General features: G+C 67.1%; 18 protein-coding genes. 7 read left to right on the top strand and 11 right to left on the bottom strand.

Features of this window, described 5'->3' with window-relative positions; translation table 11 throughout:
* Position 1: 1 nt before the first annotated feature.
* The 3 genes from ACFOPO_RS14105 to ACFOPO_RS14095 all read left to right on the top strand — a co-directional run bounded on the left by ACFOPO_RS14105 (position 2) and on the right by ACFOPO_RS14095 (position 3,401).
* Entirely contained in the window at positions 2-1,165 is a 1,164-nt protein-coding gene (locus ACFOPO_RS14105; RefSeq protein ID WP_386703918.1) for an MFS transporter, read from the top strand.
* A gap of 176 nt (positions 1,166-1,341) precedes the next feature.
* Entirely contained in the window at positions 1,342-2,205 is an 864-nt protein-coding gene (locus ACFOPO_RS14100) for a hypothetical protein (protein WP_386703917.1), read from the top strand.
* Between the two features lie 8 nt (positions 2,206-2,213).
* Complete coding sequence (locus ACFOPO_RS14095) at positions 2,214-3,401, top strand: DUF4785 domain-containing protein (RefSeq protein WP_386703915.1); 1,188 nt, start codon at positions 2,214-2,216, stop codon at positions 3,399-3,401.
* Positions 3,402-3,466: 65 nt separating this feature from the next.
* On the opposite strand, the gene ACFOPO_RS14090 is transcribed toward ACFOPO_RS14095, so the two are convergent.
* The 4 genes from ACFOPO_RS14090 to ACFOPO_RS14075 all read right to left on the bottom strand — a co-directional run bounded on the left by ACFOPO_RS14090 (position 3,467) and on the right by ACFOPO_RS14075 (position 7,249).
* Positions 3,467-4,117: a hypothetical protein gene (locus ACFOPO_RS14090; RefSeq protein WP_386703914.1), complete on the bottom strand. Its 651-nt coding sequence runs from the start codon at positions 4,115-4,117 to the stop codon at positions 3,467-3,469.
* Between the two features lie 99 nt (positions 4,118-4,216).
* Positions 4,217-5,656: a TolC family protein gene (locus tag ACFOPO_RS14085; RefSeq protein WP_386703912.1), complete on the bottom strand. Its 1,440-nt coding sequence runs from the start codon at positions 5,654-5,656 to the stop codon at positions 4,217-4,219.
* Positions 5,657-5,663: 7 nt separating this feature from the next.
* Entirely contained in the window at positions 5,664-6,806 is a 1,143-nt protein-coding gene (locus tag ACFOPO_RS14080) for an HlyD family secretion protein (RefSeq protein ID WP_386703910.1), read from the bottom strand.
* Between the two features lie 26 nt (positions 6,807-6,832).
* A complete protein-coding gene (locus ACFOPO_RS14075; protein WP_386703909.1) occupies positions 6,833-7,249 on the bottom strand; it encodes a DUF3302 domain-containing protein in 417 nt (138 codons plus the stop codon).
* A 218-nt stretch (positions 7,250-7,467) separates the two neighbouring features.
* Between ACFOPO_RS14075 and ACFOPO_RS14070 the strand changes: the two genes are divergently transcribed.
* Positions 7,468-8,025: a DUF2939 domain-containing protein gene (locus tag ACFOPO_RS14070; RefSeq protein WP_386703908.1), complete on the top strand. Its 558-nt coding sequence runs from the start codon at positions 7,468-7,470 to the stop codon at positions 8,023-8,025.
* Between the two features lie 23 nt (positions 8,026-8,048).
* On the opposite strand, the gene ACFOPO_RS14065 is transcribed toward ACFOPO_RS14070, so the two are convergent.
* From ACFOPO_RS14065 to ACFOPO_RS14050, 4 genes are all read right to left on the bottom strand, one after another.
* Positions 8,049-8,954, bottom strand: coding sequence for a 5'-nucleotidase (locus ACFOPO_RS14065; RefSeq protein ID WP_386703907.1), 906 nt, complete (start codon positions 8,952-8,954; stop codon positions 8,049-8,051).
* Positions 8,955-9,029: 75 nt separating this feature from the next.
* Positions 9,030-9,803, bottom strand: coding sequence for an NAD kinase (locus ACFOPO_RS14060; protein WP_386703906.1), 774 nt, complete (start codon positions 9,801-9,803; stop codon positions 9,030-9,032).
* Positions 9,804-9,931: 128 nt separating this feature from the next.
* On the bottom strand, positions 9,932-14,977 hold the full coding sequence (locus ACFOPO_RS14055; RefSeq protein ID WP_386703905.1) for an NAD-glutamate dehydrogenase: 5,046 nt from the start codon (positions 14,975-14,977) through the stop codon (positions 9,932-9,934).
* A 322-nt stretch (positions 14,978-15,299) separates the two neighbouring features.
* On the bottom strand, positions 15,300-16,481 hold the full coding sequence (locus ACFOPO_RS14050; RefSeq protein ID WP_386703904.1) for an acyl-CoA dehydrogenase family protein: 1,182 nt from the start codon (positions 16,479-16,481) through the stop codon (positions 15,300-15,302).
* A gap of 236 nt (positions 16,482-16,717) precedes the next feature.
* Here ACFOPO_RS14050 and ACFOPO_RS14045 point away from each other — a divergent pair, with 236 nt between their 5' ends.
* The 3 genes from ACFOPO_RS14045 to metH are packed head-to-tail and all read left to right on the top strand — an operon-like array spanning position 16,718 to position 21,497.
* Positions 16,718-17,683 (top strand): ArsR/SmtB family transcription factor, encoded by a 966-nt coding sequence (locus ACFOPO_RS14045; RefSeq protein ID WP_386703902.1) that lies wholly within the window; start codon positions 16,718-16,720, stop codon positions 17,681-17,683.
* Between the two features lie 2 nt (positions 17,684-17,685).
* Entirely contained in the window at positions 17,686-18,813 is a 1,128-nt protein-coding gene (locus ACFOPO_RS14040; RefSeq protein ID WP_386703901.1) for a homocysteine S-methyltransferase family protein, read from the top strand.
* Complete coding sequence (gene metH / locus ACFOPO_RS14035) at positions 18,810-21,497, top strand: methionine synthase (protein WP_386703900.1); 2,688 nt, start codon at positions 18,810-18,812, stop codon at positions 21,495-21,497. The genes ACFOPO_RS14040 and metH overlap by 4 nt, the downstream gene beginning before the upstream one ends.
* Positions 21,498-21,605: 108 nt before the next feature.
* Here metH and ACFOPO_RS14030 read toward each other — a convergent pair whose 3' ends face one another.
* The 3 genes from ACFOPO_RS14030 to ACFOPO_RS14020 all read right to left on the bottom strand — a co-directional run.
* A complete protein-coding gene (locus ACFOPO_RS14030; protein WP_386703898.1) occupies positions 21,606-22,325 on the bottom strand; it encodes a DUF2058 family protein in 720 nt (239 codons plus the stop codon).
* Between the two features lie 9 nt (positions 22,326-22,334).
* The gene (locus ACFOPO_RS14025) at positions 22,335-22,571 is read right to left on the bottom strand and encodes a SlyX family protein (RefSeq protein ID WP_386703897.1); all 237 of its coding nucleotides are present in this window, start codon (positions 22,569-22,571) and stop codon (positions 22,335-22,337) included.
* Between the two features lies 1 nt (position 22,572).
* Positions 22,573-23,396 (bottom strand): UDP-glucose dehydrogenase family protein (locus ACFOPO_RS14020; RefSeq protein ID WP_386703895.1); only part of this gene is annotated, 824 nt, incomplete at its 5' end.

The following is a 23,396-nucleotide window of genomic DNA, read 5'->3' as shown; positions in this document are numbered from 1 at the left end:
TTTGTCTCCCGCCGATTTCCGCCGCTATGCGCTGTTCTACCTGGGCTATTACGGCGCGCTGGGTGCCTATACGCCCTACATAGGCCGCTGGGTCGTCGCCAACGGCCACGGTGGCTACGTGGTCGGGGCGATGCTGGCGCTGTGGTACGGCGGACGCATCGTCGCGCCCCCGACCTGGGCGCGCATGAGCGCGCGCAGTCCCCATCCGGGGCACTGGCTGGTGGCCGGTTGCGTGCTGTCGCTGCTGGGCTTCTCCGCCTTCGCCGGCTTCAACACCGGCGTGATGCTGTTCGTGACGATGGCCTGGTTCGGCATCTTCTTCAACGCGGTGATGCCGCAGTTCGAAGCGATGACCCTCTCGGCGCTGGGACAACGCAACCACGACTACGGCCGCATCCGCATGTGGGGTTCGATCGGCTTCCTCGTCGTGGCGGGCAGTTACGGCTGGCTGCTCGATCGGCTTGGCAACGATGCCTTCGTCTGGCTGACCCTGCCGTGGCTGCTGCTTACCGTGGCCGCCTCGTGGCTGCATCGCGGCGACCATCCGATTCCTGCTGCTGCTGCCGGCGCCGTGCCCAGGCCGGCATTGTGGCGCCGCGCCGGTGCGCGGCGACTGCTGCTGGTTGCGATGCTCATGCAACTTGGCTTCGGGCCGTTCTACGTGTTCTTCACGCTGCACCTGCAAGCCAATGGCCACGACGGTTTCGCCGTCGGCGTGCTGTGGGTTGTCGGCGTGCTGTGCGAGATCCTGATGTTCTGGCGGGCACCGCGCCTGGTGCAGCGATTTGGTGCGCAACGCCTGATGACTGCCTGCCTCGTCGCCACCGCCGTGCGCTGGACGATGGTCGCACTGCTCGGCGATTCGTTCGCCTGGATGGCGCTCGCACAGACCGGCCATGCCCTCAGCTTCGCCGCGTTCCATGCCGGCTGCATGCGGCGCATGGCCGAACTGTTCCCCGAGCGACGCGACATGGCCGCTGCGCAGGGCATGCTGTATGGCTTCAGTGGTGGCATCGGCGGTGTCGCCGGCGCCGCCATCGCTGCCGTTGCCTGGCAGCACGGCGGTGGTCATCTCGCCTTCCTCCTCGGCGCCGCCATCGCCGTGATTTCCCTGCTGGTGCATGTCGTTCCTGCACGCGTATTGCGTACGCAAACAGCCGCCTGATCTGCACGCGCCGAAGCGCGACGTGACACCGCATGTGATTGGTGCGCCGCGGCTTGACCGTCGAATCCGCGCACGTAGGCTCCACTCCCGATGCGTCTAAGGATGGACGGCGCAGGCACGCTTTGACACGCGGCCCTGCGCCCTGCTGCCGGGCCGCAGCACTCGGGAGTACTTTCATGCGAACCCTGCTTTTTGGCTTGTCACTGGCCGCGGCATCGCCTTGGGCGATGGCGGCCGACGTTACCGGAGTCGCCTTCGTACACGGCACCGGTCTGCAGACCGACGCCTACCAGAACTACTGGAATCCACAGTTCGTCGATTCGGTTCGACAAGGTCTTGCCGATCCGGCTGACCACGTCGTCATCAACTGCGACTTCGACCAGCGCATGGCCGATCCGCGCGCGGCCGGCTGCCTCGCCGAACAGCTCACCACGTTCATCCGTGACCGGAAGATTACGCGACTTGTGGTGCTGACCCACTCGCACGGTGGCAACGTCATGCGCTGGATCCTCTCCAACCCGACGCTCGACAGCCGCTATCCGGCGATCATCGACAAACTGGTGAAGGTCAACGCGATCGCTCCTTCGTCGGCCGGCACGCCACTGGCCGATGCGGTGATGAACGGCAGTGCCTTCGACCAGGCATTGGGCTGGCTGCTCGGCTACCAGTCCGATTCCGTGCGCGAGCAGCAGGTCAGCTGGATGGCCACGTTCAACGCCACCCAGCTGTACGGAACCGCCGGTCGCCCTGCCCTGCCCAAACCTTTCCGTACCGTGGTCGGCACCGATGTCGATTCGTCGCCGTTCGACAGCGACAGCTATTGCGGCGGATACGCCGAAACCCTCGCGCTCGAAACCACGCAGAACTGGCTGTCCAGCTGCTCGGACGGCTTCCTGGAATGCAGCAGCCAGTCCGCCGCGGGCACCGTCTGGTTCACCGACAAGGCGCGCATGGCCGGCGGCGAACCGCTCAGCCACAACCAGAGCCGTCGTCCCTGCTTCGGGCTCGACGTCGTCCTCCGCAACGATCTGAAACTGTGAGGTCCGCCATGCGCAACGCAATCCATTCCACGCTCGTCGCGTCCGCAGTAGTGATCGCCATCGCTACCGTCTCGCAGCCGGCACAGGCATCGCAACCCCTGCTTCCCCATGGCGGACACGACCAGGTACCAGCGCGACTGGTCGCCCTTCCGACACCGCAGGGAGACTTCGAACGCGCCCCGGTCCGGTACGCCTGGCCCCTGGATCCGCAGCGGGAGCTGTCCGAGGCAGAGCCCTTCCAGGCTGAAAGCCGCGAGTTCTGGCAGACGGTCGACGCGGCGAAGCTCAAGCGCGGTTTCGATGTCGACCTGTCGGCGCCCGGCGCGTTGATCCGGGTCACTCCGGCCAAGGGCGCCCGCCCATTGCAACAGCCCGATGTGCGGTTGCTGGGCAACGGTCGCGCGGTGGCGCTGGCCCCGACTGCGAGCGCAACACAACTGCGCGCCGCAGGGATGGCAGTGCCGGCCGGCACGGTGGTGATGAAGATCGCCGACGACCACGGCAGCGGGCGCTACCACCTGCAATCGCAGGCGGCAGAGGGCCGTTACATCGTCCACGTGCTCGAACCCGACAGTCCCGTCGCATTGCTTGCACGCGCTGACCGTTCGCACGCAGTGGTTGGCGACACGATCGGGCTCGATGTCGCGATGACCGACGCCGGGCGCGAGCAGCAGGCGCAGGCCGGGGCGTTGCTGGTCTCGCCCGAAGGCACCAGCCGCCCGGTCGGGCTTCGCAGCGACGGCAACCACCTGCGTGCGAAAGTGAGGATCCCCGCTGACGCCGGCCACCTGCCAGGCCTGTGGGAACTGCAGGTGTTCGCCAGCGGGGATAATGGGATACAGCGCGACGCCCGCGTTGCGTTCGCGGTATCGCAACCGACGGCGCGCCTGGCCGGCGACTACACCGCCGACCGCAGGGCACGTCGAGTGCAGGTCCCCGTCGAGACGGCAACCGCGGGCCGCTATGAAGTGCGCGGCACGCTGTATGCGACCGGTCCCGGGAAGACCTTGCGACCCGTCGCACAAGGCCATTCGGCCGCGTGGTTCGAGCCGGGTCGCGGCGTGCTCGCGCTCGACTTCGGCACGGTCAAGCTGCCGGCTGGCTACGGCGCGCCGTTCGAACTGCGGCAGCTGGAACTGCAGGACCAGGTTCGCAGTTCGCTGATCGAGGTGCGGGCACGCGCGGCAAAATTCTGACCTGCGCGGCTGACCCAGTAGTGCCCGGCTGCGGCTTCAACGCAGCCGGGCATTTTGCAACGCGCTCAGCCGCCGAGCGCGATGGCCACGGCCACCAGCGCCGCGCCGCCCACCAGGAAGCACAGGCCGACCAGCCACGGCTTGCCCATGGTGTATCGCGACCAGGCCGAGCCGGTCGCGAACAGCAGCACCAGCAGCACCGCATTGGAGGTGCGCAACGCAAATCGCGCATCGTCGAACAACAAGAAGGGGACGGCCGCCGGCACGCTGCTCAGCACCACCAGCCAGAAGCTGGTGAAGGCGCCGAGCAGGTCGTCCTTGTGCAGCGCCACCGTGCCGTCCTGCCGGGTCCGCAGATGGTTGGCAATGCGCGCGTACATCGACTGACGCTCGGCTGCAGACACGACGTCACCGAGCAGTTCATCCAGCTCACCGGCTACCACCGCGGTGGCGGAGGCGTCATCGGCACAGGCGCGGACGGCCTGCGCGACACGACGTTTGCGTCCACGATCGAACAGCACACCGACCAGGTACATGGCCGCATCGATGATGCCCCAGGCCAGGTTGCAGCCGATAAGGGCGATCAGCAGTTCGCGTGCCCCTTCGCGCCCTTCGTCCTCGATGATGATGCCGGCGCCGAGGGTGAAGGTCAGCGTCATGATCAGGCCGAACAGCACCTCGGCCAGGCTCGTGGCCGGGTCAAGGTAACGGTCCATCAGGGAGGAACGACGCTTGCCGACCATGCACGCACCCATCGTGGAAGCTGGCGCCCTTATACCAGCATCGCGATCAGCCCGATGTCACTGCGGCCGCAGTCATCGCTGCGTGGTGGCGTCCCCGAGCGGCGGCAACGGCGCCCCGAAGTCGCCGCCCAGGGCGAGGTGCAGGTTGGCGCGCTGGATCCGTCGCTCCGTGGCGATCCGCGTCTGGGCAATCCTGGCCGCATCCAGCGCCAGTTCGTGGTCGAGCACTTCATAGCGATCGACTTTGCCGACACGAAACTGGACATTGGCGGCATCGAGCACTTGCTGCAATGCCTCGACCTGGGCCGTGAGCGAACGCTCCCGTTGCTGCAGTAGCGCGTCGGCAGCCAATCCGCTCTCGACTTCGCCGAAGGCCGTGAGGATGGTTCGCGCATAGTCGCCAGCCGCTTCACGCTGCTGCTCGTCGCGAATCTCGACCTGGGTTTTCAGCCGTCCGGCGTCGAACAACGGCCATAGCAGCTTGCCTCCGAGCGGATAGACCGCCGAGCCCAGGCCATCCTTGAGCTGCACGTACTCCGACGACAGGTAGCCGGCGCCGAGGTTGAGCGCAACCCGTGGCAATCGCGCGGCCCTGGCTTCCTCGTGGTTGAAGAACGCCTGTTCGTAGCGCTTGCGCGCGGCCAGCAGGTCGGGGCGACGCGCCACCATGTCCGAGGGCACGCCGACCGGGATTGCCTCGAGGTTGCCGGGAAGCGTCGACGGAACATTGATCGACGCCGACGGGTAGCGGCCGATCAGCAGCTCAAGCGCGCGCAGTGCCTGCTGCCTTCCCTGGTCGGCCTGGAACGCCGCCTCCTCGCTCGTCTGCGCCTGTGCACGGGCCGCGGCCACGTCCTGGCCGGAAACCTTGCCAACGCGCTCACGGCGCGACATCAGCTCGACCTGCGCGCGCGCGGCATCGCGGATCCGCACCGCCAGCGCGGTCTGGCGTGTCGCCTCGATGCCTAGCAACCACGCCCGCGCCGTCGTCGCCGCCAGCGATTGCCGGGCATAGGCGAAGTCGGCCTCCGCCGAACGGTAGCCGGCCTCACCGGCCTTCTGCTCCGCGCGGGCCCGGCCCCACAGGTCCAGCTCCCAGTTGAGCACGACGCCATAGCCATTGATGTCGAGGCCATTGGCGGGTTGGAGCGAGTTGGCGTACTTGCCACCGAGGGTGACGGTGGGTTGCAGGTCGGCACCGGCCAGGCGCATCTGCAGGCGTGCCTGCTCGAGTCGGCTGGCCGCCACGCGCAGGTCCGGATTGTGCGCCACGGCCTCGTCGATCAATGCCTGCAGCTGCCCATCGTCGGAGCCGAGCCATTGCGGGCGGAACGCGTTGGCATCGGCCGCCGCGCTCCATGCGGGTGGCACCGCCAACCCGCCCATTGCCTGCTCGTAGATGTTGCCGTCGTCAGGCGCGGTCAGGTTCGCGCAGCCGCTTGCGGCGACAAGCAGTGCCGCCAACAGCAGCCCGCGGGCGCGAGGGATCTTCAGGTGGGCGGCCATCATCATGCCCACCTCAATGAAGCTTCAGGATCAGGTAGTTCGTCACCGAGTTGACCCGCAGGATCACCTTCCTGATCAGATGGATCGGCTTTGCGTGCGGCGTATAGATGGCGCCGGTTCCGCGCGCCCCCATGGCGAGGAAGTTGTGGTCGGGGTCGGTGATGCGCACCTTCACCGCGTACTTCTGTGGCGGCGATGCCTGTTCGGTCTGGGCAGGCAGGTTGGGCAGCACGCCCGACGCCTGGAACTGGCCCTGCCCGGTCGCCCACACGATGGAATCGACTTCGCCCTTGATGATCTTGCCCGGCAAGGTCGGCAACGCGATTTCGACTTCGTCGCCCGCTTGCACCCTGGTCAGCTCGTTCTGGTTGTAGAACGCGACGACCTGCTGCTCGACTTCCACGAAGGTCATCACCGGCCGCAGCGGCAGCGCCGCGGCATAGGAGCCCGCGCGTACCTGCAGGTTGATCGCGTAGCCGTCGGCAGGCGCGTACACGACGGTCTGCGACAGCTCCCACTTCGCCTGTTCGAGCCGGGCACGGGTCACGGCCACCGACGATTGCTCACCGCCGACGATTGAATCCAGCTCGGTCCGGACCTTCGCCTCAGCGGCCATCGCGGCGTGATGCTCCGCATCCAGGCGCCGGACGTCGGCATCGTAGGACTCGACGTCATAGCGTGCGCCGGCGCCTGCCGACGACAGCTGTCGCGACTGCTTCAGGCGAGTGCGCGCCAGGTCGAGCTGGGCCAGTGCCGAGCGGGTCTTGTCACGCGCGGCGCGCAGGTCCTGGTCGAGCTGTGCGGCCGACGCTTCGGCGGCGACCAGGCTTGCCTCCAGTTCCTTTACCTTCAGCGCGAACGGTTCCGGGTCGATTTTCAGGATCGGCGTGCCCTTGCGATAAAGGCGATTGCCTTCGATCGGCACCTCGGTGACGCGGCCGGTGACGCGAGGCACCACTTCGACCGCGTAGTTCAGCACGCGCACATCGCTTGAAGACGGTGCGACCACGTTGAGCAGGAGGATGGTGGCGGCCATGCCGGCCAGGGCGACCACCACCACCGCAACCTGGGAATAGATATTCCACGGCAGCAGCTTGAACTTGATGAAGACCAGCCAGACGAGCAGGCTGTACAGCGCGAGTATCAGGATTTCCAAGGCATTCCCAGCTTCTGTTGGTTGGGTTATCTGTCGGCAGGCGCGACGTCGCCGGCGCTGTCGAAATGCGGATCCACTACGGGTTCGCGCGCAGTCGGGGGCAGCTCCGGGCCGGCGGAGCCTTCCAACTGGAACCGCAACGGCTTCATGTAGGCCCACAGCATCGCCAGCGGCCACAGCAGGCCGCCGAACACCAGCGACAACAGGCACAGGGCCTGGATGGCGTCCTTCTGCGGATGGTTGCGTGCAATGGCGACCCGCTCGGGCCAGACGTGCACGATCCAGAACAGGGTCAGCCCGAGCAGGGGCGCCACCACGATCACGACCCAGACCATCACGTCGGCGATCTTGTCTTCCATTCCGCCGGACGCGAGGGCCTGCCCGGACTGGATCGCGAGAAGCGCCAGCAGCCATCGGGCGATCGCGGGCGGACGCCATCTCACTTTGCTCTCCACCCGGGCTTGTGTTGCCTTCACTCGGACCTCCATGGCTGGCCGCGCGATCCGGCCGTCTTCGGGCAGCAAAGTGACAGCCGGCACAAGCCGGCACAATGAGAAATGTCTCAATCGGCTGCGAGGGCTTGCGCGGATGCATTGCATTGGCCTTCACCGACGCCGGTGAATGCGCCGCTATCCTGTTTCCCTCACATTGGAGTCGCCGCATGAAGAAGTGGTTGGCACTGGCGCTGCTTGCCCTGCTCGCGCTGCTGGGCTGGATCGCCGCAGGTCCGTTCATCACGATCCATTCGATTCGCGAGGCGATCAAGGCGCAGGACAGCGCCGCGCTGTCGCGCCATGTCGATTTCCCGCTGCTGCGCCAGAGCCTGCGCGCGCAGGTCGAGGACGCGCTGGCGCGGCGATTGGGACCGGACATGCTGGACAGTCCGCTCGGTGGCCTGGCCGTGGGCATGGCCAACCAGGCCGCCGGCGGGCTCGTCGACGCCGTCGCCACGCCAGCCGGGATCGGCGCCATCCTCGAGGGCCGGGGGTTGCTGCATCGAATCACCGGCGGCGGCATCGACCCGAACGACGCCTACGCACACCAGCCCCCACCCGACCCGCTGCGCGACGCCCGCTACCGTTTCGAATCGCCCTCGCGCTTCACGGCCACGGTGAAGACCGCCGGCGGCTCGCCGGTCGTGGTCGTCCTGCTACGGCAGGGATTGGACTGGAAACTGGTCGATATACGCATGACCCCGCCGGCAGCTCCGGCAGAGTGAACTGGCGGCCGCCAGGTTTGTCGTCAGCGGTTGGCGATGCCGTGGGGCACATGCCCCGCGGCCACGTGATCGCGTGCCGAGACAATGTTGTGCTCGGAATCGTCGAAGAAAATGTCGGCGCCGAACGCCTCCAGGAACGGGCCCTTGGCGCGCCCCCCGAGGAACAGCGCCTCGTCCAGGCGGATACCCCATTCGCGCAGGGTGCGGATCACGCGTTCGTGCGCGGGCACCGAGCGCGCGGTGACCAGCGCGGTCCGTATCGGCGCGTTCTGCCCGGTCGGGAAGGCCTCCTGCAACCGGTGCAGGGCATCGAGGAAGCCACGGAACGGGCCGCCCGACAGCGGCTCCCCGGCGTGGCTGCGCTCGTGCTCGGCGAACGCCGCAAGGCCGCCCTCGCGCGATACCCGTTCGCCTTCGTCGTCGAAGATCACCGCATCGCCATCGAAGGCGATGCGCAGCTGGTCGTGGCGCTGCTGCGGCGCCCGTGACGGCAGCAGCGTCGCCGCGGCGACGCCGGCGGCAAGCGCGTTGCGGACGTCTTCGGCATTGGCCGACAGGAACAGGTCGGCGCCAAACGGCCGGATGTACGGGAACGGCGGCGCGCCGTTGCTGAAGGCCGCGCGCTTGATCGCAAGCCCGTGATGGGCAATCGAGTTGAAGATGCGCAACCCGCTGTCGGCGGAATTGCGCGAGATCAGGATCACCTCGACCCGCGGCGCCTCCACCGGCGCGCCCTCGTTGAGCGCAAGCAGCTTGCGCACCAGCGGGAAGGCCACGCCAGGCGTCAGCAGGTCGTCCTCATGGGCACGCTGGAAGTCGGCATAGGCGTCGATGCCCTCGCGCTCGAACAGCGCGTGGCTGTCTTCCATGTCGAACAGCGTGCGCGAGGAAATCGCGACTATCAGAGGGTCGGCGTCACGGTCGGGCATGCGCCCATTATGCCGCACCCTGTCTCCCCCAATGCGACACCGTAGCCCGGGTAAGCAAAGCGCACCCGGGGGCCGTCACCCGCTGGTGAACTGCTCGGCCAGCATGCGCTCTTCCAGGTTGTGCTCCGGATCGAACAGCAGGGTAACCGTGCGGTCGTGCGATTCGCGGATGGTGACCTCGACCACGTCGCGGACCTCATGCGAATCGGCGGTGGCGCTGACGGGACGCTTGTAAGGATCGAGGACGCGGAACCGGACCTCGGTATCGGCCTTGAGCACGGCGCCGCGCCAGCGCCGCGGGCGGAAGGCCGCGATCGGAGTCAGCGCGATGACATTGGCGCCCAACGGCAGGATCGGCCCGTGCGCGGAGAAGTTGTAGGCGGTGCTGCCGGCCGAGGTGGCCACCAGCACGCCGTCGCAGATCAGCTCGTCCAGGCGGGTCTCGCCGTTGAGGTCGATGCGCAGGTGTGCAGCCTGGCGTGTCTGGCGCAGCAGCGACACTTCGTTGTAGGCCAGCGAGCCGACGGTCGCGCCGGACTCGGTCTGGGCGACCATTTCCAGCGGACGCAGCACCGCCGGCTCGGCCGCATGGAGCCGGCCCAGCAGGCCGTCGCCGCCGTGGTGGTTCATCAGGAAGCCGACCGTGCCCAGCTTCATGCCGTAGACGGGCCGGCCCAGGCTGCCGTGTCGGTGCAGCGTCGACAGCATGAAGCCATCGCCGCCGAGCGCGACGATGATGTCGGCGTCGGCGGGCTCGTGCTGGCCATGCCGTGCAGTCAGCTCGGCCAGAGCGCGCTGTGCCTCTTCGGCGGTACTGGCGAGGAAGGCGATGCGTGGCGTCGCGGTCATCGGCTGCTCCGGTGGATGGGATCAGCATAACCCGGGGCCGGCTTGAATCGCGATTGATTGAAACCGGTTGGACCAGAAAGAAAAAGCCCCGGACATGCCGGGGCTTCCTCCTGCTTTCATCCGGACGCTTACGCCCCCGAAGCCGCCACCTGCGCGAGGCGTCGCACCGCCACCGACAGCGTCGGGTAGTCGAGCGCCTTCTGGTTCAACAGGTCGGAGAACATCGCCTGGGTGAAGCGCAGCGACGCGTCATCGCGCTTGAGCCAGGCTTCGACCTTGGCTTCGGCCGGCTTCTTGCCTCCGTCGGCGAGGATCTGCGAGACCAGCGTGCGCGCCTGCGTCGCCAGCTCGTCGCGCAGGGCGCCGCGGGCCAGGGCCTGCCAGCGACCGTCGACCGGCAACTGCTCGACCTGCTCGTACAGCCACGGCAGGTGCAGGGCCGCACCGAGCGAGAAGTACGCACGCGCCACTTCGACCGGCGACATCTTGCGCGCCAGCGAGATCTCGACGATGTCGCAGCCGAACTCCAGCAGCGGCAACACGGCCAGTTGCTCGGCCAGCGCCTGCGGCAGGCCCTTGCTCTTCCAATCGGCCAGGCGCGCGGCGTAGTTGTCGCGACGGACGTCCGACAGCACGCCCGGCACCGCAGCGCGGACGGCGTTGATGCCGTCGCCGTAGCGGGCCATTGCGGTCGCGATCTCCGGCATCTTGCCCGGACGCGACAGCAGCCAGCGCGACATCGAGCGCAGCAGGTGCCAGATCACCTGCAACGCGTCGACCTGCACGCCTTCCGGCACCTTGCCGTCGAGCGCGTCAATCTGCGCCCACAGGCCGCGCGCATCGACCGCTTCGCGGGCGATGGTGTAGGCCTCGGCAACCTCGGCCGGGCTGCGACCGGTGTCCTCGGTCATGCGCAGTGTGAAGGTCGCGCCCATGCGGTTGACCATCGAGTTGGTCACCGCGGTGGCGATGATCTCGCGCTTCAGGCGGTGGTTCTCCATTGCCTTGGCGTACTTGGCCTGCAGCGGCTGCGGGAAGTACCGCACCAGCTCCTTCGACAGGTACGGGTCTTCCGGCACGTCGGACTCGAGCAGTTGCTGGAACAGCACGATCTTCGAGTACGACAGCAGCACCGCCAGTTCCGGACGGGTCAGGCCCTGGCCGCGCGCCTTGCGCTCGGCGATCTCGGCGTCGGACGGCAGGAACTCGATCTGGCGATCGAGCAGGCCCTGCGATTCCAGCGTGTGGATGAAGTGCTGCTTGGAGCCCAGGCGATGCACGCTCATCCGCTCCATCAGGCTCAGCGCCTGGTTCTGGCGGTAGTTGTCGTTGAGCACCAGCTGGCCGACCTCATCGGTCATCTGTGCCAGCAACTTGTTGCGGTCAGCAACCGTCAGCTTCTTCTTCTGCACTTCGCCGTTGAGCAGGATCTTGATGTTCACCTCATGGTCGGAGGTGTCCACGCCGGCGGAGTTGTCGATGAAGTCGGTGTTGAGCAGCACGTTGTGCTGCGCGGCCTCGATGCGGCCGAGCTGGGTCATGCCCAGGTTGCCGCCCTCGCCCACCACCTTGCAGCGCAGGTCGCGTCCGTTCACGCGCAGTGCGTTGTTGGCGCGATCGCCGACGTCGGAGTTGCTCTCGCTGCTGGCCTTGACGTAGGTGCCGATGCCGCCGTTCCACAGCAGGTCGACCGGCGCCTTGAGGATGGCGCTGAGCAGTTCCACCGGGCTCATCGCCATCACGCCGTTGTCGATGCCCAGCGCGGCCTTGATCTCCGGCGACAGCGGGATCGACTTGGCCGAGCGCGGGAACACGCCGCCGCCCTTGCTGATCAGCGACTTGTCGTAGTCGTCCCAGCTCGAGCGCGGCAGCTTGAACATGCGCTGGCGTTCCTTGAACGTCACCGCCGCATCCGGGTTCGGGTCGAGGAAGATGTGGCGGTGGTCGAACGCGGCCAGCAGGCGGATGTGCTTGCTCAGCAGCATGCCGTTGCCGAACACGTCGCCGGACATGTCGCCGACGCCGACCACGGTGAAGTCCTGCTTCTGGCTGTCGCGGCCCATGGCGCGGAAGTGGCGCTTGACCGACTCCCAGGCGCCGCGCGCGGTGATGCCCATGCCCTTGTGGTCGTAACCGACCGAGCCGCCCGAAGCGAAGGCGTCGTCGAGCCAGTAACCGTGCGCACGGGCGATGGCGTTGGCGATGTCGGAGAAGGTCGCGGTGCCCTTGTCGGCGGCCACCACCAGGTACGGATCGTCACCGTCATGGCGCACCACGTTCGACGGCGGAACGACCTTGCCGTCGACCAGGTTGTCGGTGATGTCGAGCAGGCCGTTGATGAAGCGCTGGTAGCAGGCCACGCCCTCGTTGAACCAGGCGTCGCGATCGACGGCCGGGTCCGGCAGCTGCTTGGCGAAGAATCCGCCCTTGGAACCGACCGGCACGATCACGGTGTTCTTCACCATCTGCGCCTTGACCAGGCCCAGCACCTCGGTACGGAAGTCCTCGCGGCGATCCGACCAGCGCAGGCCGCCGCGGGCGACCGGGCCGAAACGCAGGTGCACGCCTTCCACGCGCGGGCCGTAGACGAAGATCTCGCGGTACGGACGCGGCTTGGGCAGGTCCGGCACCTTGCTGGCGTCGAACTTGAAGCTGATGTAGTCGGTCGGGCCGCCGTCGGCACGCAGGCCGTTCTTGTACTGGATGTAGTAGCTGGTGCGCAGGGTCGCATCGATCACGCCGATGAAGCTGCGCAGGATGCGGTCCTCGTCGAGGCTGGCGACGCGGTCGAGCAGGCCCTTGATCGCGGTGCGGGTAGCCTCGACCTGTGCATCGCGCTTGCCGGCGCGCGCATCGACGGCGGGCTTGAGCACGGCCAGCGCGGCCTCGTCGCCGTTGGCGAGCGCCTTGAGCTGGGCGGCGAACTTCTCCATGCCAGCCTTGATCTCGGCCTTGCTCTCGTTGCCGGTGATCGGGTCGAACTTGGCTTCGAACAGCTCCACCAGCAGGCGCGCCAGCAGCGGGTAACGGTTGAGCGTGGCTTCGACGTACGGCTGCGAGAACGGCACGCCGACCTGCATCAGGTACTTGGTGTAGCCGCGCAGCATCGACACCTGGCGCCAGGACAGGTTGGCGGTGAGGATCAGGCGGTTGAAGCCGTCGTTCTCGGCATTGCCACGCCAGATCTGGCCGAAGGCCTCCTCGAAGTTGGCGTCCAGGTTGGAGATGTCGAGGTTGGCATCGGCGATCTCGACCTCGAAGTCCTGGATGAACATGGTCCTGGCGTCGGTGACCAGGCGGTACGGATGCTCGGAGATCACCCGCAGGCCCATGTTTTCCATCATCGGCAGCGCGTCCGACAGCGGAATGTCGTCGTGCTCGCGGTAGAACTTGAAGCGCAGGCCACCGACACCGCGGTGCGCGCGGTACAGGCTCAGGCGCAGGTCGTCCGGACCGCTCAGCGCAGCGAGGTGATCGACGTCGTCGGCAGCGACAGCGGCGCTGACTTCCTCGATGTAGCCGGTCGGAAGCGCACGGCCGATGCTGTTGGTCAGCGCCAGGCCGCGCTCTTCGCCGTGGCGATCGATCAGCTGCTCGCGCAGGTCGTCCTGCCAGTTGCGCACGATCTTCGACAGCTCGGCGTCGATGTGCGCCGCCTCGGCCGCGGAAATGTCCTCGCGTGCGGTTTCGCCGCTCTTCGGGCGCACGATCAGGTGCACCTGCGCCAGCGGCGACTCGCCGCCCAGCGTGACCGAGGAGTCGACGTGTTCGCCGTGCAGCTCGCGCTTGAGCATCGCCTCGATGCGCAGGCGCATGTCGGTGTTGAAGCGGTCACGCGGGATGTAGACCAGTACCGAGAAGTAGCGGCCATAGCGGTCGCGGCGCAGGAACAGCTTGCTGCGCACGCGCTCCTGCAGGCCGAGGATGCCGGTCGCCGTGCGCAGCAGCTCTTCCTCGTTGGACTGGAACAGCTCGTCGCGCGGCAGGCTCTCGAGGATATGGCGCAGCGCCTTGCCGCTGTGGCTGTCCGGCGCCAGGCCGGACTTGTCCATGACGTAGTTGTGGCGCTGGCGCACCAGCGGGATGTCCCACGGGCGGCGGTTGTAGGCGCTGGAGGTGTACAGGCCAAGGAAGCGCTCCTCGCGCACCGGCTGGCCCTTGGCATCGAAGCTGAGGATGCCGATGTAGTCCATGTAGCCCGGGCGATGGACGGTGGCACGGGCGTTGGTCTTGGTCAGGATCAGTGCGTCGACCGAGCCGGACTGCGGCATGTAATGCGCCGCAAGCGAGGTCAGCAGGCGCGGCTTGCCGACATCCTGCCCGCGCAGCAGGCCCATGCCGCTGGCCTTGTCGGCGGCGAGCACCTGCTGGCCGCCCTTGTCGACGACGTCGTACTCGCGGAAGCCGAGGAAGGTGAAGTGGTTGTCGGCGGCCCAGCGCAGGAACTCCTGCGCTTCGTGCTTGCCGGCATCGCTGACCGGCAGCTTGCGCGAGCCCAGGTCCTCGGCGATGTCGACCATCTTCTGCTTCATCTGCGGCCAGTCGCGCACCGAGGCGCGGACGTCGGCCAGCACCGCTTCCAGCGCCTGCCTGATCTTCGGCATCGCTTCCTGCGGCTGACGATCGATCTCCAGGTGCATCAGCGATTCGGACACGCCTTCGCCGACAGCGACCAGCTTGCCGGCCTTGTCGCGGCGGAAGGTCACCACCGGGTGCCCCAGCACGTGCACGCCGATGCCCTGCTCGGCCAGCGCCATGGTCACCGAGTCGACCAGGAACGGCATGTCGTCATTGGCGATCTGGACGACGGTGTGGGTCGATTCCCAGCCTTCGTTCTTGATCGTCGGGTTGAACAGCTGCACCAGCGCCGAACCCGGCTTGCGCGCACGCGCGAAGTCGAGGAAGTCGGTGGCCAGTTCGGCCCAGCCTTCGGCGCTGTGCTGCGGCAGCTCGTCGCTGCTCATGCGCTTGTAGAAGGCGTTGATGAACGCCTCGGCCTCGGCATGGCGCGCCTTCGGCAGGCGCTTGCGCATGGCGGCAAGGATGGGTTCGAGCGAGACGGTGTCGTTCTTCTCGATCGCCGCGGAGCCCTTCGACGAGGACTTGGCCGGCACCTTGGATTTCGACGGGGCCTTGGCGGCGGATTTGGCAGCAACGTTGCGTTTGATGCTCATGGGAACTGAAGGTCCAATGGAAAGAGGCCCACGCTATTCGCGCGGGCCAGGGGGATACGGTTCAGTACGGACTGTTTGCGGACGCGGCTTGGCGCGGCGCGAGCAGTGGGCGCGATGCGTCCGGGACGGCGTCGCGTGCGCCGCCTCCGGGCTTGCGGAGGCGGGCGATTGTCAGCAGGCCGCCACCGCGGTCTACAGGACAGGCGGTAGGGCGTGACGATCCGAAACGTTTCATGACGTGGCTCGCTACTGCTTTTGGATCAATGCAACTCGCGCGACACACACAGCATGCGTCGCTCGTGGCCGATTGCCACGGCCGGCCTCAGCGCAGGCCGGTTTCGTGGCGGGCGATGACCAGACGCTGGATCTCGCTGGTGCCCTCGTAGATCTCGGTGATCTTGGCATCGCGGAAATACCGCTCCAGCGGCATCTCCTTGGAATAGCCCATGCCGCCATGGATCTGCACGGCCTGGTGGGTGATCCACATCGCCGCTTCCGATGCGGTGAGCTTGGCGATCGCCGCTTCGTTGCTGAAACGGGCGCCGCCCTGCTCGTGCTGGCCCTTTTGCCAGGCCGCGCGCAGCGTCAACAGCGTGGCCGCGTCGAGCTTGCACTTCATGTCGGCGATCTTGGCCTGGGTCATCTGGAAGGTGCCGATCGGGGCGCCGAAGGCCTTGCGTTCGCGCACGTACTCCAGGGTCTTTTCGTAGGCGGCGCGGGCGATGCCGATGGCCTGGCTGGCGATGCCGATGCGGCCGGCGTCGAGCACGCTCATGGCGATCTTGAAGCCATGGCCTTCGTCACCCAGCACGTCCTCGGCCTGCGCGACGTAGTTGTCGAACTCGATCTCGCACGTGGCCGAGGCGCGGATGCCGAGCTTGGGCTCGGTCTTGCCGCGCAGGAAACCGGGCTTGGCGGTGTCGATCATGAACGCGGTGATGCCGCGCGCACCCTTGTCCGGCTCGGTCATCGCGAACAGCACGATGTACTTGGCGACCGGGCCGGAGGTGATCCAGCTCTTCTTGCCGTTGATGACGAAGGTGCCGTCGGCCTGCTTGGTGGCCTTGCAGCGCATCGCGGTGGCGTCGGAGCCCGACTGCGGCTCGGTCAGCGCGAACGCGCCGATCTCGCGGCCTTCGGCAATGGCGCGCACGTACAGCTGCTTCTGCGCCTCGGTACCGAACTTGAGGATGCCGTTGCAGAACAGCGAGTTGTTGACCGAAACAATCGTCGAGTGGGCGGCGTCGCCCGCGGCGATCTCGATCATCGCCAGCACGTAGCTGATCGGGTCCATTCCGGCGCCGCCGTATTCGGCCGGCACTTCGATGCCCATCAGGCCGTTCTCGCCGAGGGTGCGGATGTTCGCCAGCGGAAACTCGCCGGTCTGGTCGTGGTGCTCTGCGCTGGGAGCAATCTTTTCCTGGGCGATGCGGCGAGCCACATCCTGGATCATCAACTGCTCTTCAGTGAAGCGAAAATCCACGTCGGATACCTCGGGCTGCAAATAAAGGGATGATTCAATGCCACAGACGGCGAATTGTAGCCGTCTCGTACAGATTTGGCAGGTCAACCCGTCATCCCGGCGAACGCCGGGATCCAGGGGCCGAAGCATCAACGGCGATCCGGCGGGTTTGTTGGCCTGGATCCCGGCATTCGCCGGGATGACGGCCACTGGCCGAACTTGACCCTTGCGGCCTTGCGGGCGAAACTTATCGCTATATCGCGATAGGTTGATAAATCATGGATCTGGAAGGCTGGTCGCTGCGTCTGAAGGTGTTCGCCGACGCCACGCGCGTGCGCCTGCTGGCGTTGCTCGAGCGTGAAGAGTTGACGGTCGCCGAGCTTTCGGCCATTACCCGCCTCGCCCAGCCCCGCGTCTCGACGCACCTGGCAAAACTCAAGGAAGCCGGCCTGGTCCGCGACCGTCGCTCCGGCGTGTCGGCGTACTACCGGTTCGACGATGCCGCGCTGGATTCGGCGCAAAGGGCACTGTGGCAAACGCTGCGTGAAGGCAGCGACGACCCGCTGCTGCGCCAGGACGCCGACCGTGTGAGCAATGTCCTCGCGGCACGCGCATCCGAGCAGAACTGGGCCGACTCGGTCGCCGGCGACATGGAGCGCCACTACTCTCCCGGCCGCACGTGGGAGGCACTGGCGCGCTCGGCCCTGCCGCTGCTCGAACCGGGCGACGTGCTCGACATCGCATCCGGCGATGGCGTGCTGGCGGAACTGCTGGCCCCGCACTCGCACCGCTACGTCTGCCTGGATTCGAGCACCAAAGTCGTCCTGGCCGCCTCCGAACGCCTGCGCAAGCTGCGCAACGTCGAAGTACGCGAAGGCGACATGCACGCGCTGCCGTTCGCCGACGAGCATTTCGACCTCGTGGTGCTGATGCACGCGCTGACCTACGCCGACCATCCGGCGCAGGCGGTGGCGGAAGCCGCGCGCGTCCTCCGGCCCGGCGGTCGCCTGCTGCTGACCAGCCTGGCCCGGCATGAGCACCGCGGCGCGGTCGAGGCTTACGGCCACGTCAACCTCGGCTTCAGCGAGAAGGACCTGACGAAGTTCGTCACCAAGGCCGGGTTCGATATCAGCAGCTGCGAAACCGTAACCCGCGAGCGGCGCCCGCCGCATTTCGAAGTCATCGCCCTGATCGCGCGCAAGCCAGCCGGCGCCGCCACACGAAAATCAAGCAGGAAATCCTGATCATGAGCACGCTCCCCTGGCTCAACCCCACCCGTGCGCAGGCGCTGCAGCAGCACCTGGCAGAACGCATCCTCATCATCGACGGAGCCATGGGCACGATGATCCAGCGCCATGAGCTGGACGAAGCGGCCTATCGCGGCGAACGCTTCGCCCACGGCTACGACCGCGCCTACGCCCGCTCGGAGCACGTCCACGGCGACGGGTGCGGCTGCGCGCGCGACCAGCGCGGCAACAACGACCTGCTCACGCTGACCCAGCCGGACATCATCCGCAGCATCCACTCGCAGTACCTGGACGCCGGCGCCGATCTGATCGAGACCAACACCTTCAACTCCACCACGGTGTCGCTGGCCGACTACGGCCTGGAGCACCTGGCGCGCGAGCTCAACGAGGCTGGCGCGCGCCTGGCCCGCGCCGCCTGTGATGCGGCAGAGGCCGCGACCCCCGATCGCCCGCGCTTCGTCATCGGCGTGCTCGGGCCGACCAGCCGCACCGCCTCGCTCAGCCCCGACGTCAACCGCCCCGGCTTCCGCGCAATCACCTTCGACGAACTGCGCGTGGCCTACCGCGAAGCCGCCGACGGACTGATCGACGGCGGCGCCGACGTGCTGATGGTCGAGACCGTGTTCGACACGCTCAATGCCAAGGCCGCGCTGTTCGCGATCGAGGAAGCGTTCGATGCGCGCGGCGCACGCCTGCCGGTGATGATCTCCGGCACGATCACCGATGCCTCGGGCCGCACGCTGTCGGGCCAGACCGCCGAAGCCTTCTGGTACTCGCTGCGGCATTCGCAGCCGCTGGCGATCGGGCTCAACTGCGCCCTCGGCGCCAAGGACCTGCGCGCGCACGTCGACGTCCTCGCGCAGGTTGCCGACGCCAACGTCAGCACCCATCCCAACGCCGGCCTTCCCAACGCCTTCGGCGGTTACGACGAAACGCCGGAAGACATGGCCGCCGTGCTCGGCGAGTTCGCCAAGGCCGGCCTGCTGAACCTGGTCGGTGGTTGCTGCGGCACCACGCCGGCCCACATCGCAGCGATCGCGCAGGCGGTTGCCGCGTATCCGCCGCGGGTACTGCCCGCGCTGGAGCGTGCTGAAGCCGGCGACGTCGACAAGGACCTGGCGGCATGAGTGCATTGCCGCGTCAAACCCGCCTCAGTGGCCTGGAGCCGCTGCAGATCACCCCGGAAAGCAACTTCATCAATGTCGGCGAGCGGACCAACGTCACCGGCTCGGCGCAGTTCAAGAAGCTGATCCTCGAAGGCCGGCTCGACGAAGCCGTCGTGGTCGCGCGCCAGCAGGTCGAGAACGGCGCCCAGGTCATCGACGTCAACATGGACGAAGGCATGCTCGACTCCGAGCGTGCCATGGTCGACTTCCTCAACCTGATGGCCGCCGAGCCCGACATCGCGCGCGTGCCGGTGATGGTCGACAGCTCCAAGTTCAGCGTCATCGAGGCTGGCCTGAAGTGCCTGCAGGGCAAGGGCATCGTCAACTCGATCTCGATGAAGGAAGGCGAGGCCGAGTTCCTGCGCCAGGCACGCCTGGTGCGCCGTTATGGTGCCGCCGTAGTGGTGATGGCGTTCGACGAGACCGGCCAGGCCGACACGATCGAGCGCAAGGTCGAGATCTGCTCGCGCGCCTACCGGCTGCTGACCGAGCAGATCGGGTTCCCGCCCGAAGACATCATCTTCGACCCCAACGTGTTCGCCATCGCCACCGGCATCGAGGAACACAATGACTATGCGGTCGCCTTCATCGAGGCCGCACGCGAACTGAAACGGCGCTTTCCGTTCAGCCACATTTCCGGCGGCGTCTCCAACGTCAGCTTCTCATTCCGCGGCAACGAGCTGGTGCGCCAGGCCATCCACGTGGTGTTCCTGTACCACGCGATCCGCGCCGGCATGGACATGGGCATCGTCAACGCCGGCGCCCTGCCCCTGTACGACGACCTCGATGCCGATCTTCGCGAGCGCGTGGAGGACGTCGTCCTCAACCGCCGCAGCGACGGCACCGAGCGCCTGCTCGAGATCGCCGACCGCTACAAGGGCAAGAAGGGCGAGAAGCGGGTCGAGGACCTGGCCTGGCGCGACAAGCCCGTGCGCGCGCGCCTGAGCCACTCGCTGGTGCACGGCATCGACCAGTACATCGAGACCGACACCGAAGAAGCGCGCGCCCAGTCCACGCGCCCGCTCGACGTGATCGAAGGCCCGCTGATGGATGGCATGAACGTGGTCGGCGACCTGTTCGGCGCCGGCAAGATGTTCCTGCCGCAGGTCGTGAAGTCGGCGCGCGTGATGAAGAAGGCCGTGGCCTACCTGCTGCCGTACATCGAGGCCGAGAAGCTGCGCACCGGCGATGTCGGCAAGTCCAACGGCAAGATCGTCATGGCCACGGTCAAGGGCGACGTCCACGACATCGGCAAGAACATCGTCGGCGTGGTCCTGGCCTGCAACAACTTCGAAGTCGTCGACCTGGGCGTGATGGTGCCGGCGCAGACCATCCTCGACCGCGCGCGCGCCGAGAATGCCGACCTGATCGGCCTGTCCGGCCTGATCACGCCTTCGCTGGAAGAGATGAGCCACGTCGCTCGCGAGATGCAGCGCCAGGGCTTCCACATGCCGCTGCTGATCGGTGGCGCGACCACCTCGCGCGCGCACACGGCGCTGAAGATCGATCCGCACTACAAGTCGCCGACCGTCTGGGTGAAGGATGCGTCCCGTGCCGTCGGCGTGGCGCAGTCGCTGATCAGCCCCGACCTGCGCGTGGGCTTCGTCGCCGCCAACGATGCCGACTATGCCGAGATCCGCGAGCGCCACAGGAACCGCGGCGACGGCAAGCGCCTGGTGCCGCTGGCGAAGGCGCGTGGACAGCGCTTCGACGGCCGCTGGCAGGACTACGTCCCGCCGGTGCCGAAGCAGCCAGGACTGCACGTCTTCGACGACTACCCGCTGGCGGAGCTGGTCGACTACATCGACTGGACGCCGTTCTTCAACACCTGGGAACTGGCCGGCAAGTATCCGGCGATCCTTCAGGACGAGATCGTCGGCGCGCAGGCGCGCGAGTTGTTCGGCGATGCGAAGGCGATGCTCCAGCGCATCGTCGACGAGCAATGGCTGAAGGCGAAGGCGGTGTTCGCGTTGTGGCCGGCCAACAGCGTCGGCGACGACGTCGTCGTGGATACCGGGTCAACGCCAACCACCCTGCACTTCCTGCGCCAGCAGGTCGACAAGCCGGTCGAGCGCCCGGACTTCTGCCTGGCCGATTTCATCGCGCCGAAGGACTCGGGCCGGCGGGACTGGATCGGCGGATTCGCCGTCACCGCGGGCCTCGGCATCGAAGCGCACGTCGCCCGCTTCGAGGCCGACCACGACGACTACAACGCGATCCTGCTCAAGGCGCTGGCCGACCGCTTCGCCGAAGCGCTCGCCGAACGCCTGCACGAACGCGTGCGCAAGGAGTTCTGGGGTTTCGCGGCCGACGAAGTGCTGGACAACGATTCGCTGATCCACGAGGCCTATCGCGGCATCCGTCCCGCCCCCGGTTATCCGGCCTGCCCGGAGCACAGCGAGAAGGCGACGCTGTTCGCGATGCTCGATGCGCCCGGCAATGCGGGACTGCAGCTGACCGAGAGTTTCGCGATGTATCCGGCCGCAGCCGTGTCGGGGTACTACTTCAGCCACCCCGACAGCCAGTACTTCGTGGTGGGCCGGGTGTCGAAGGAACAGGCCGAGGACTATGCACGGCGCAAGGGCGTCAGCCTGGCCCAGGCCGAGCGCTGGCTGGCGTCGAACCTGGATTACGACCCGGAGTAGTCATCGGCACGAGGCAACGTCATCCCGGCGAACGCCGGGATCCAGTTGCGTTGCTCTTGCGGATGTCGCAAAGATCAACATGGGTCCCGGCGTTCGCCGGGACGACGGTTACCAGACCAGGTCGTCGGGCACCTGGTATTGCGGGTCGGCGTACGGGTCGTCGCCGGCCGGCGCATTCGGATCCACTTTCAAGGCGATCGCGGCGGCAAAGATGACTTCCGCCTGGGCCATCACTTCCGCGCTGACCAGCACGTAGCGGCCGTCCATCTGCAGCACGCCAAGCTCACCGGCATTGAGCGCCTTGAGCTGGGTCTCGTTGACGTAGATGCGCTTGATCTTGCCGCCATACGGGAAGTGGCGTGCGATCTCCGCGGTCGGGTCATTGAGCGCCTTGTCCTTGACCAGCTCGGCCAGCCTGGCGCGCGCTTCGCGCCGCAGCCGTGCTTCTTCCTGCTTGGCCGCCTCGGCGGCGATGCGCTCTTCCTTCTCGCGTTGGGCGCGGATGGCGTAGGCCTTGGCCAGGTCGATGTCCTCGCGCGACTGCGGCTTGCCGCCCGGGCGTGGGCCGCCCGGCTTGCGCGTATCGCCGCGGCGCTGGTCGCCCTTGCGCTGTTCACCGCCCTTGCGCTGTTCACCGCCCTTGCGCTGTTCGCCGCCCTTGTTGGCACCTGCTGCGTGCCCACCCGGCTTGCCACCGTGAGGCTTGCCCGGGCCGCGCTGGCCCGGCCTGCCATCGGCCTTGTTGTGCGCCGGGCGCTCGGGACGCTCGGGCTTTGGCGCCGGCGTGAAGCCGAGCCCCATCAGTTGGTCGCGAAGACTATTGCTCATTGCGTCGTATCAGTAGTGCGGCGGGGGCGGCTCTTGCGAAGCATCGCCGGTGATCGGGTTGGTCGACATCGCCATGCGCATCTGCTTGAGTTCCTCGAGCACGCGATGCAACAACAATGCGTTGCGACCTTCTTCCTCGCGCGCGCCTGCCAGCGCATCGCTCAGTTCGGTCAGAGCCTGCTCCTGGAATGCAACGCGCATCTCCAGGTCGACCAGGCGCTGCTCGAGTTCGCTCTGGCTGCCCATGTCAGTCAATCTGGATCGAGCGACCGCGCCCGATGCCGTAATACGCCAATCCGGCCGCTTCGACTTCATCGGGGTGGTAGAGGTTGCGCCCATCGAAGATCACGCGGTCGGCCAGCGACTGGCCCAGGCGCTGGAAATCCGGGCTGCGGAACTGCTTCCACTCGGTCACCACGACCAGCGCGTCGGCATCGGCCAGGGTCGCCCGCGCGGAATCGCACAGCACCAGGTCGTCGCGATCGCCGAAGATCCGCTGCGCTTCCTCGCTCGCTTCCGGATCGTACGCGCGCACCTTGGCGCCCGCGTCCCACAGCAGCTGCAACAAGCGCCGACTCGAAGCCTCGCGCATGTCATCGGTGTTGGGCTTGAACGCCAGGCCCCACACCGCGAAGGTCTTGCCAGCAATCGCACCGTCGTAGTGGCGGCCGATCAGTTCGAACAGGTGCGCCTTCTGGCGGTCGTTGACCGACTCGACCGCGCCCAGCAGCTCCGCGTCGTAACCGTACTGCTGCGCCGTCTTCGCCAGTGCCTGCACGTCCTTGGGGAAGCACGATCCGCCGTAACCGGCCCCCGGGTAGATGAAATGCCAACCGATGCGCGGGTCCGAGCCGATGCCCTGGCGCACCATCTCCACGTCGGCACCGACCTTCTCGGCGATGTTGGCGATTTCGTTCATGAAACTGATCTTGGTCGCCAGCATCGCGTTGGCGGCGTACTTGGTCAGCTCGGCTGAACGCACGTCCATCACCACGATGCGCTCGTGGTTGCGGTTGAACGGTGCGTACAGGCGCTTGAGCTTGTCCACCGCCGCGGCGCTGCTGGCACCGA

It is taken from the genome of Lysobacter sp. GCM10012299, from assembly GCF_042649405.1.
Lineage (GTDB): Bacteria > Pseudomonadota > Gammaproteobacteria > Xanthomonadales > Xanthomonadaceae > Lysobacter_J.
Note: the sequence above shows the minus strand (reverse complement) of the source record. Positions and strands in the feature narration are given on the sequence as shown.

Excerpts from the sequence above, each read along its gene's own strand:
- ACFOPO_RS14100 (WP_386703917.1), top strand. The coding sequence starts at position 1,342 with ATGCGAACCCTGCTTTTTGGCTTGTCACTGGCCGCGGCATCGCCTTGG.
- ACFOPO_RS14095 (WP_386703915.1), top strand. The coding sequence starts at position 2,214 with ATGCGCAACGCAATCCATTCCACGCTCGTCGCGTCCGCAGTAGTGATC.
- ACFOPO_RS14090 (WP_386703914.1), bottom strand. The coding sequence starts at position 4,117 with ATGGACCGTTACCTTGACCCGGCCACGAGCCTGGCCGAGGTGCTGTTC.
- ACFOPO_RS14085 (WP_386703912.1), bottom strand. The coding sequence starts at position 5,656 with ATGATGATGGCCGCCCACCTGAAGATCCCTCGCGCCCGCGGGCTGCTG.
- ACFOPO_RS14070 (WP_386703908.1), top strand. The coding sequence starts at position 7,468 with ATGAAGAAGTGGTTGGCACTGGCGCTGCTTGCCCTGCTCGCGCTGCTG.
- ACFOPO_RS14065 (WP_386703907.1), bottom strand. The coding sequence starts at position 8,954 with ATGCCCGACCGTGACGCCGACCCTCTGATAGTCGCGATTTCCTCGCGC.
- ACFOPO_RS14060 (WP_386703906.1), bottom strand. The coding sequence starts at position 9,803 with ATGACCGCGACGCCACGCATCGCCTTCCTCGCCAGTACCGCCGAAGAG.
- ACFOPO_RS14055 (WP_386703905.1), bottom strand. The coding sequence starts at position 14,977 with ATGAGCATCAAACGCAACGTTGCTGCCAAATCCGCCGCCAAGGCCCCG.
- ACFOPO_RS14045 (WP_386703902.1), top strand. The coding sequence starts at position 16,718 with ATGGATCTGGAAGGCTGGTCGCTGCGTCTGAAGGTGTTCGCCGACGCC.
- ACFOPO_RS14040 (WP_386703901.1), top strand. The coding sequence starts at position 17,686 with ATGAGCACGCTCCCCTGGCTCAACCCCACCCGTGCGCAGGCGCTGCAG.
- metH (WP_386703900.1), top strand. The coding sequence starts at position 18,810 with ATGAGTGCATTGCCGCGTCAAACCCGCCTCAGTGGCCTGGAGCCGCTG.
- ACFOPO_RS14030 (WP_386703898.1), bottom strand. The coding sequence starts at position 22,325 with ATGAGCAATAGTCTTCGCGACCAACTGATGGGGCTCGGCTTCACGCCG.
- ACFOPO_RS14025 (WP_386703897.1), bottom strand. The coding sequence starts at position 22,571 with ATGGGCAGCCAGAGCGAACTCGAGCAGCGCCTGGTCGACCTGGAGATG.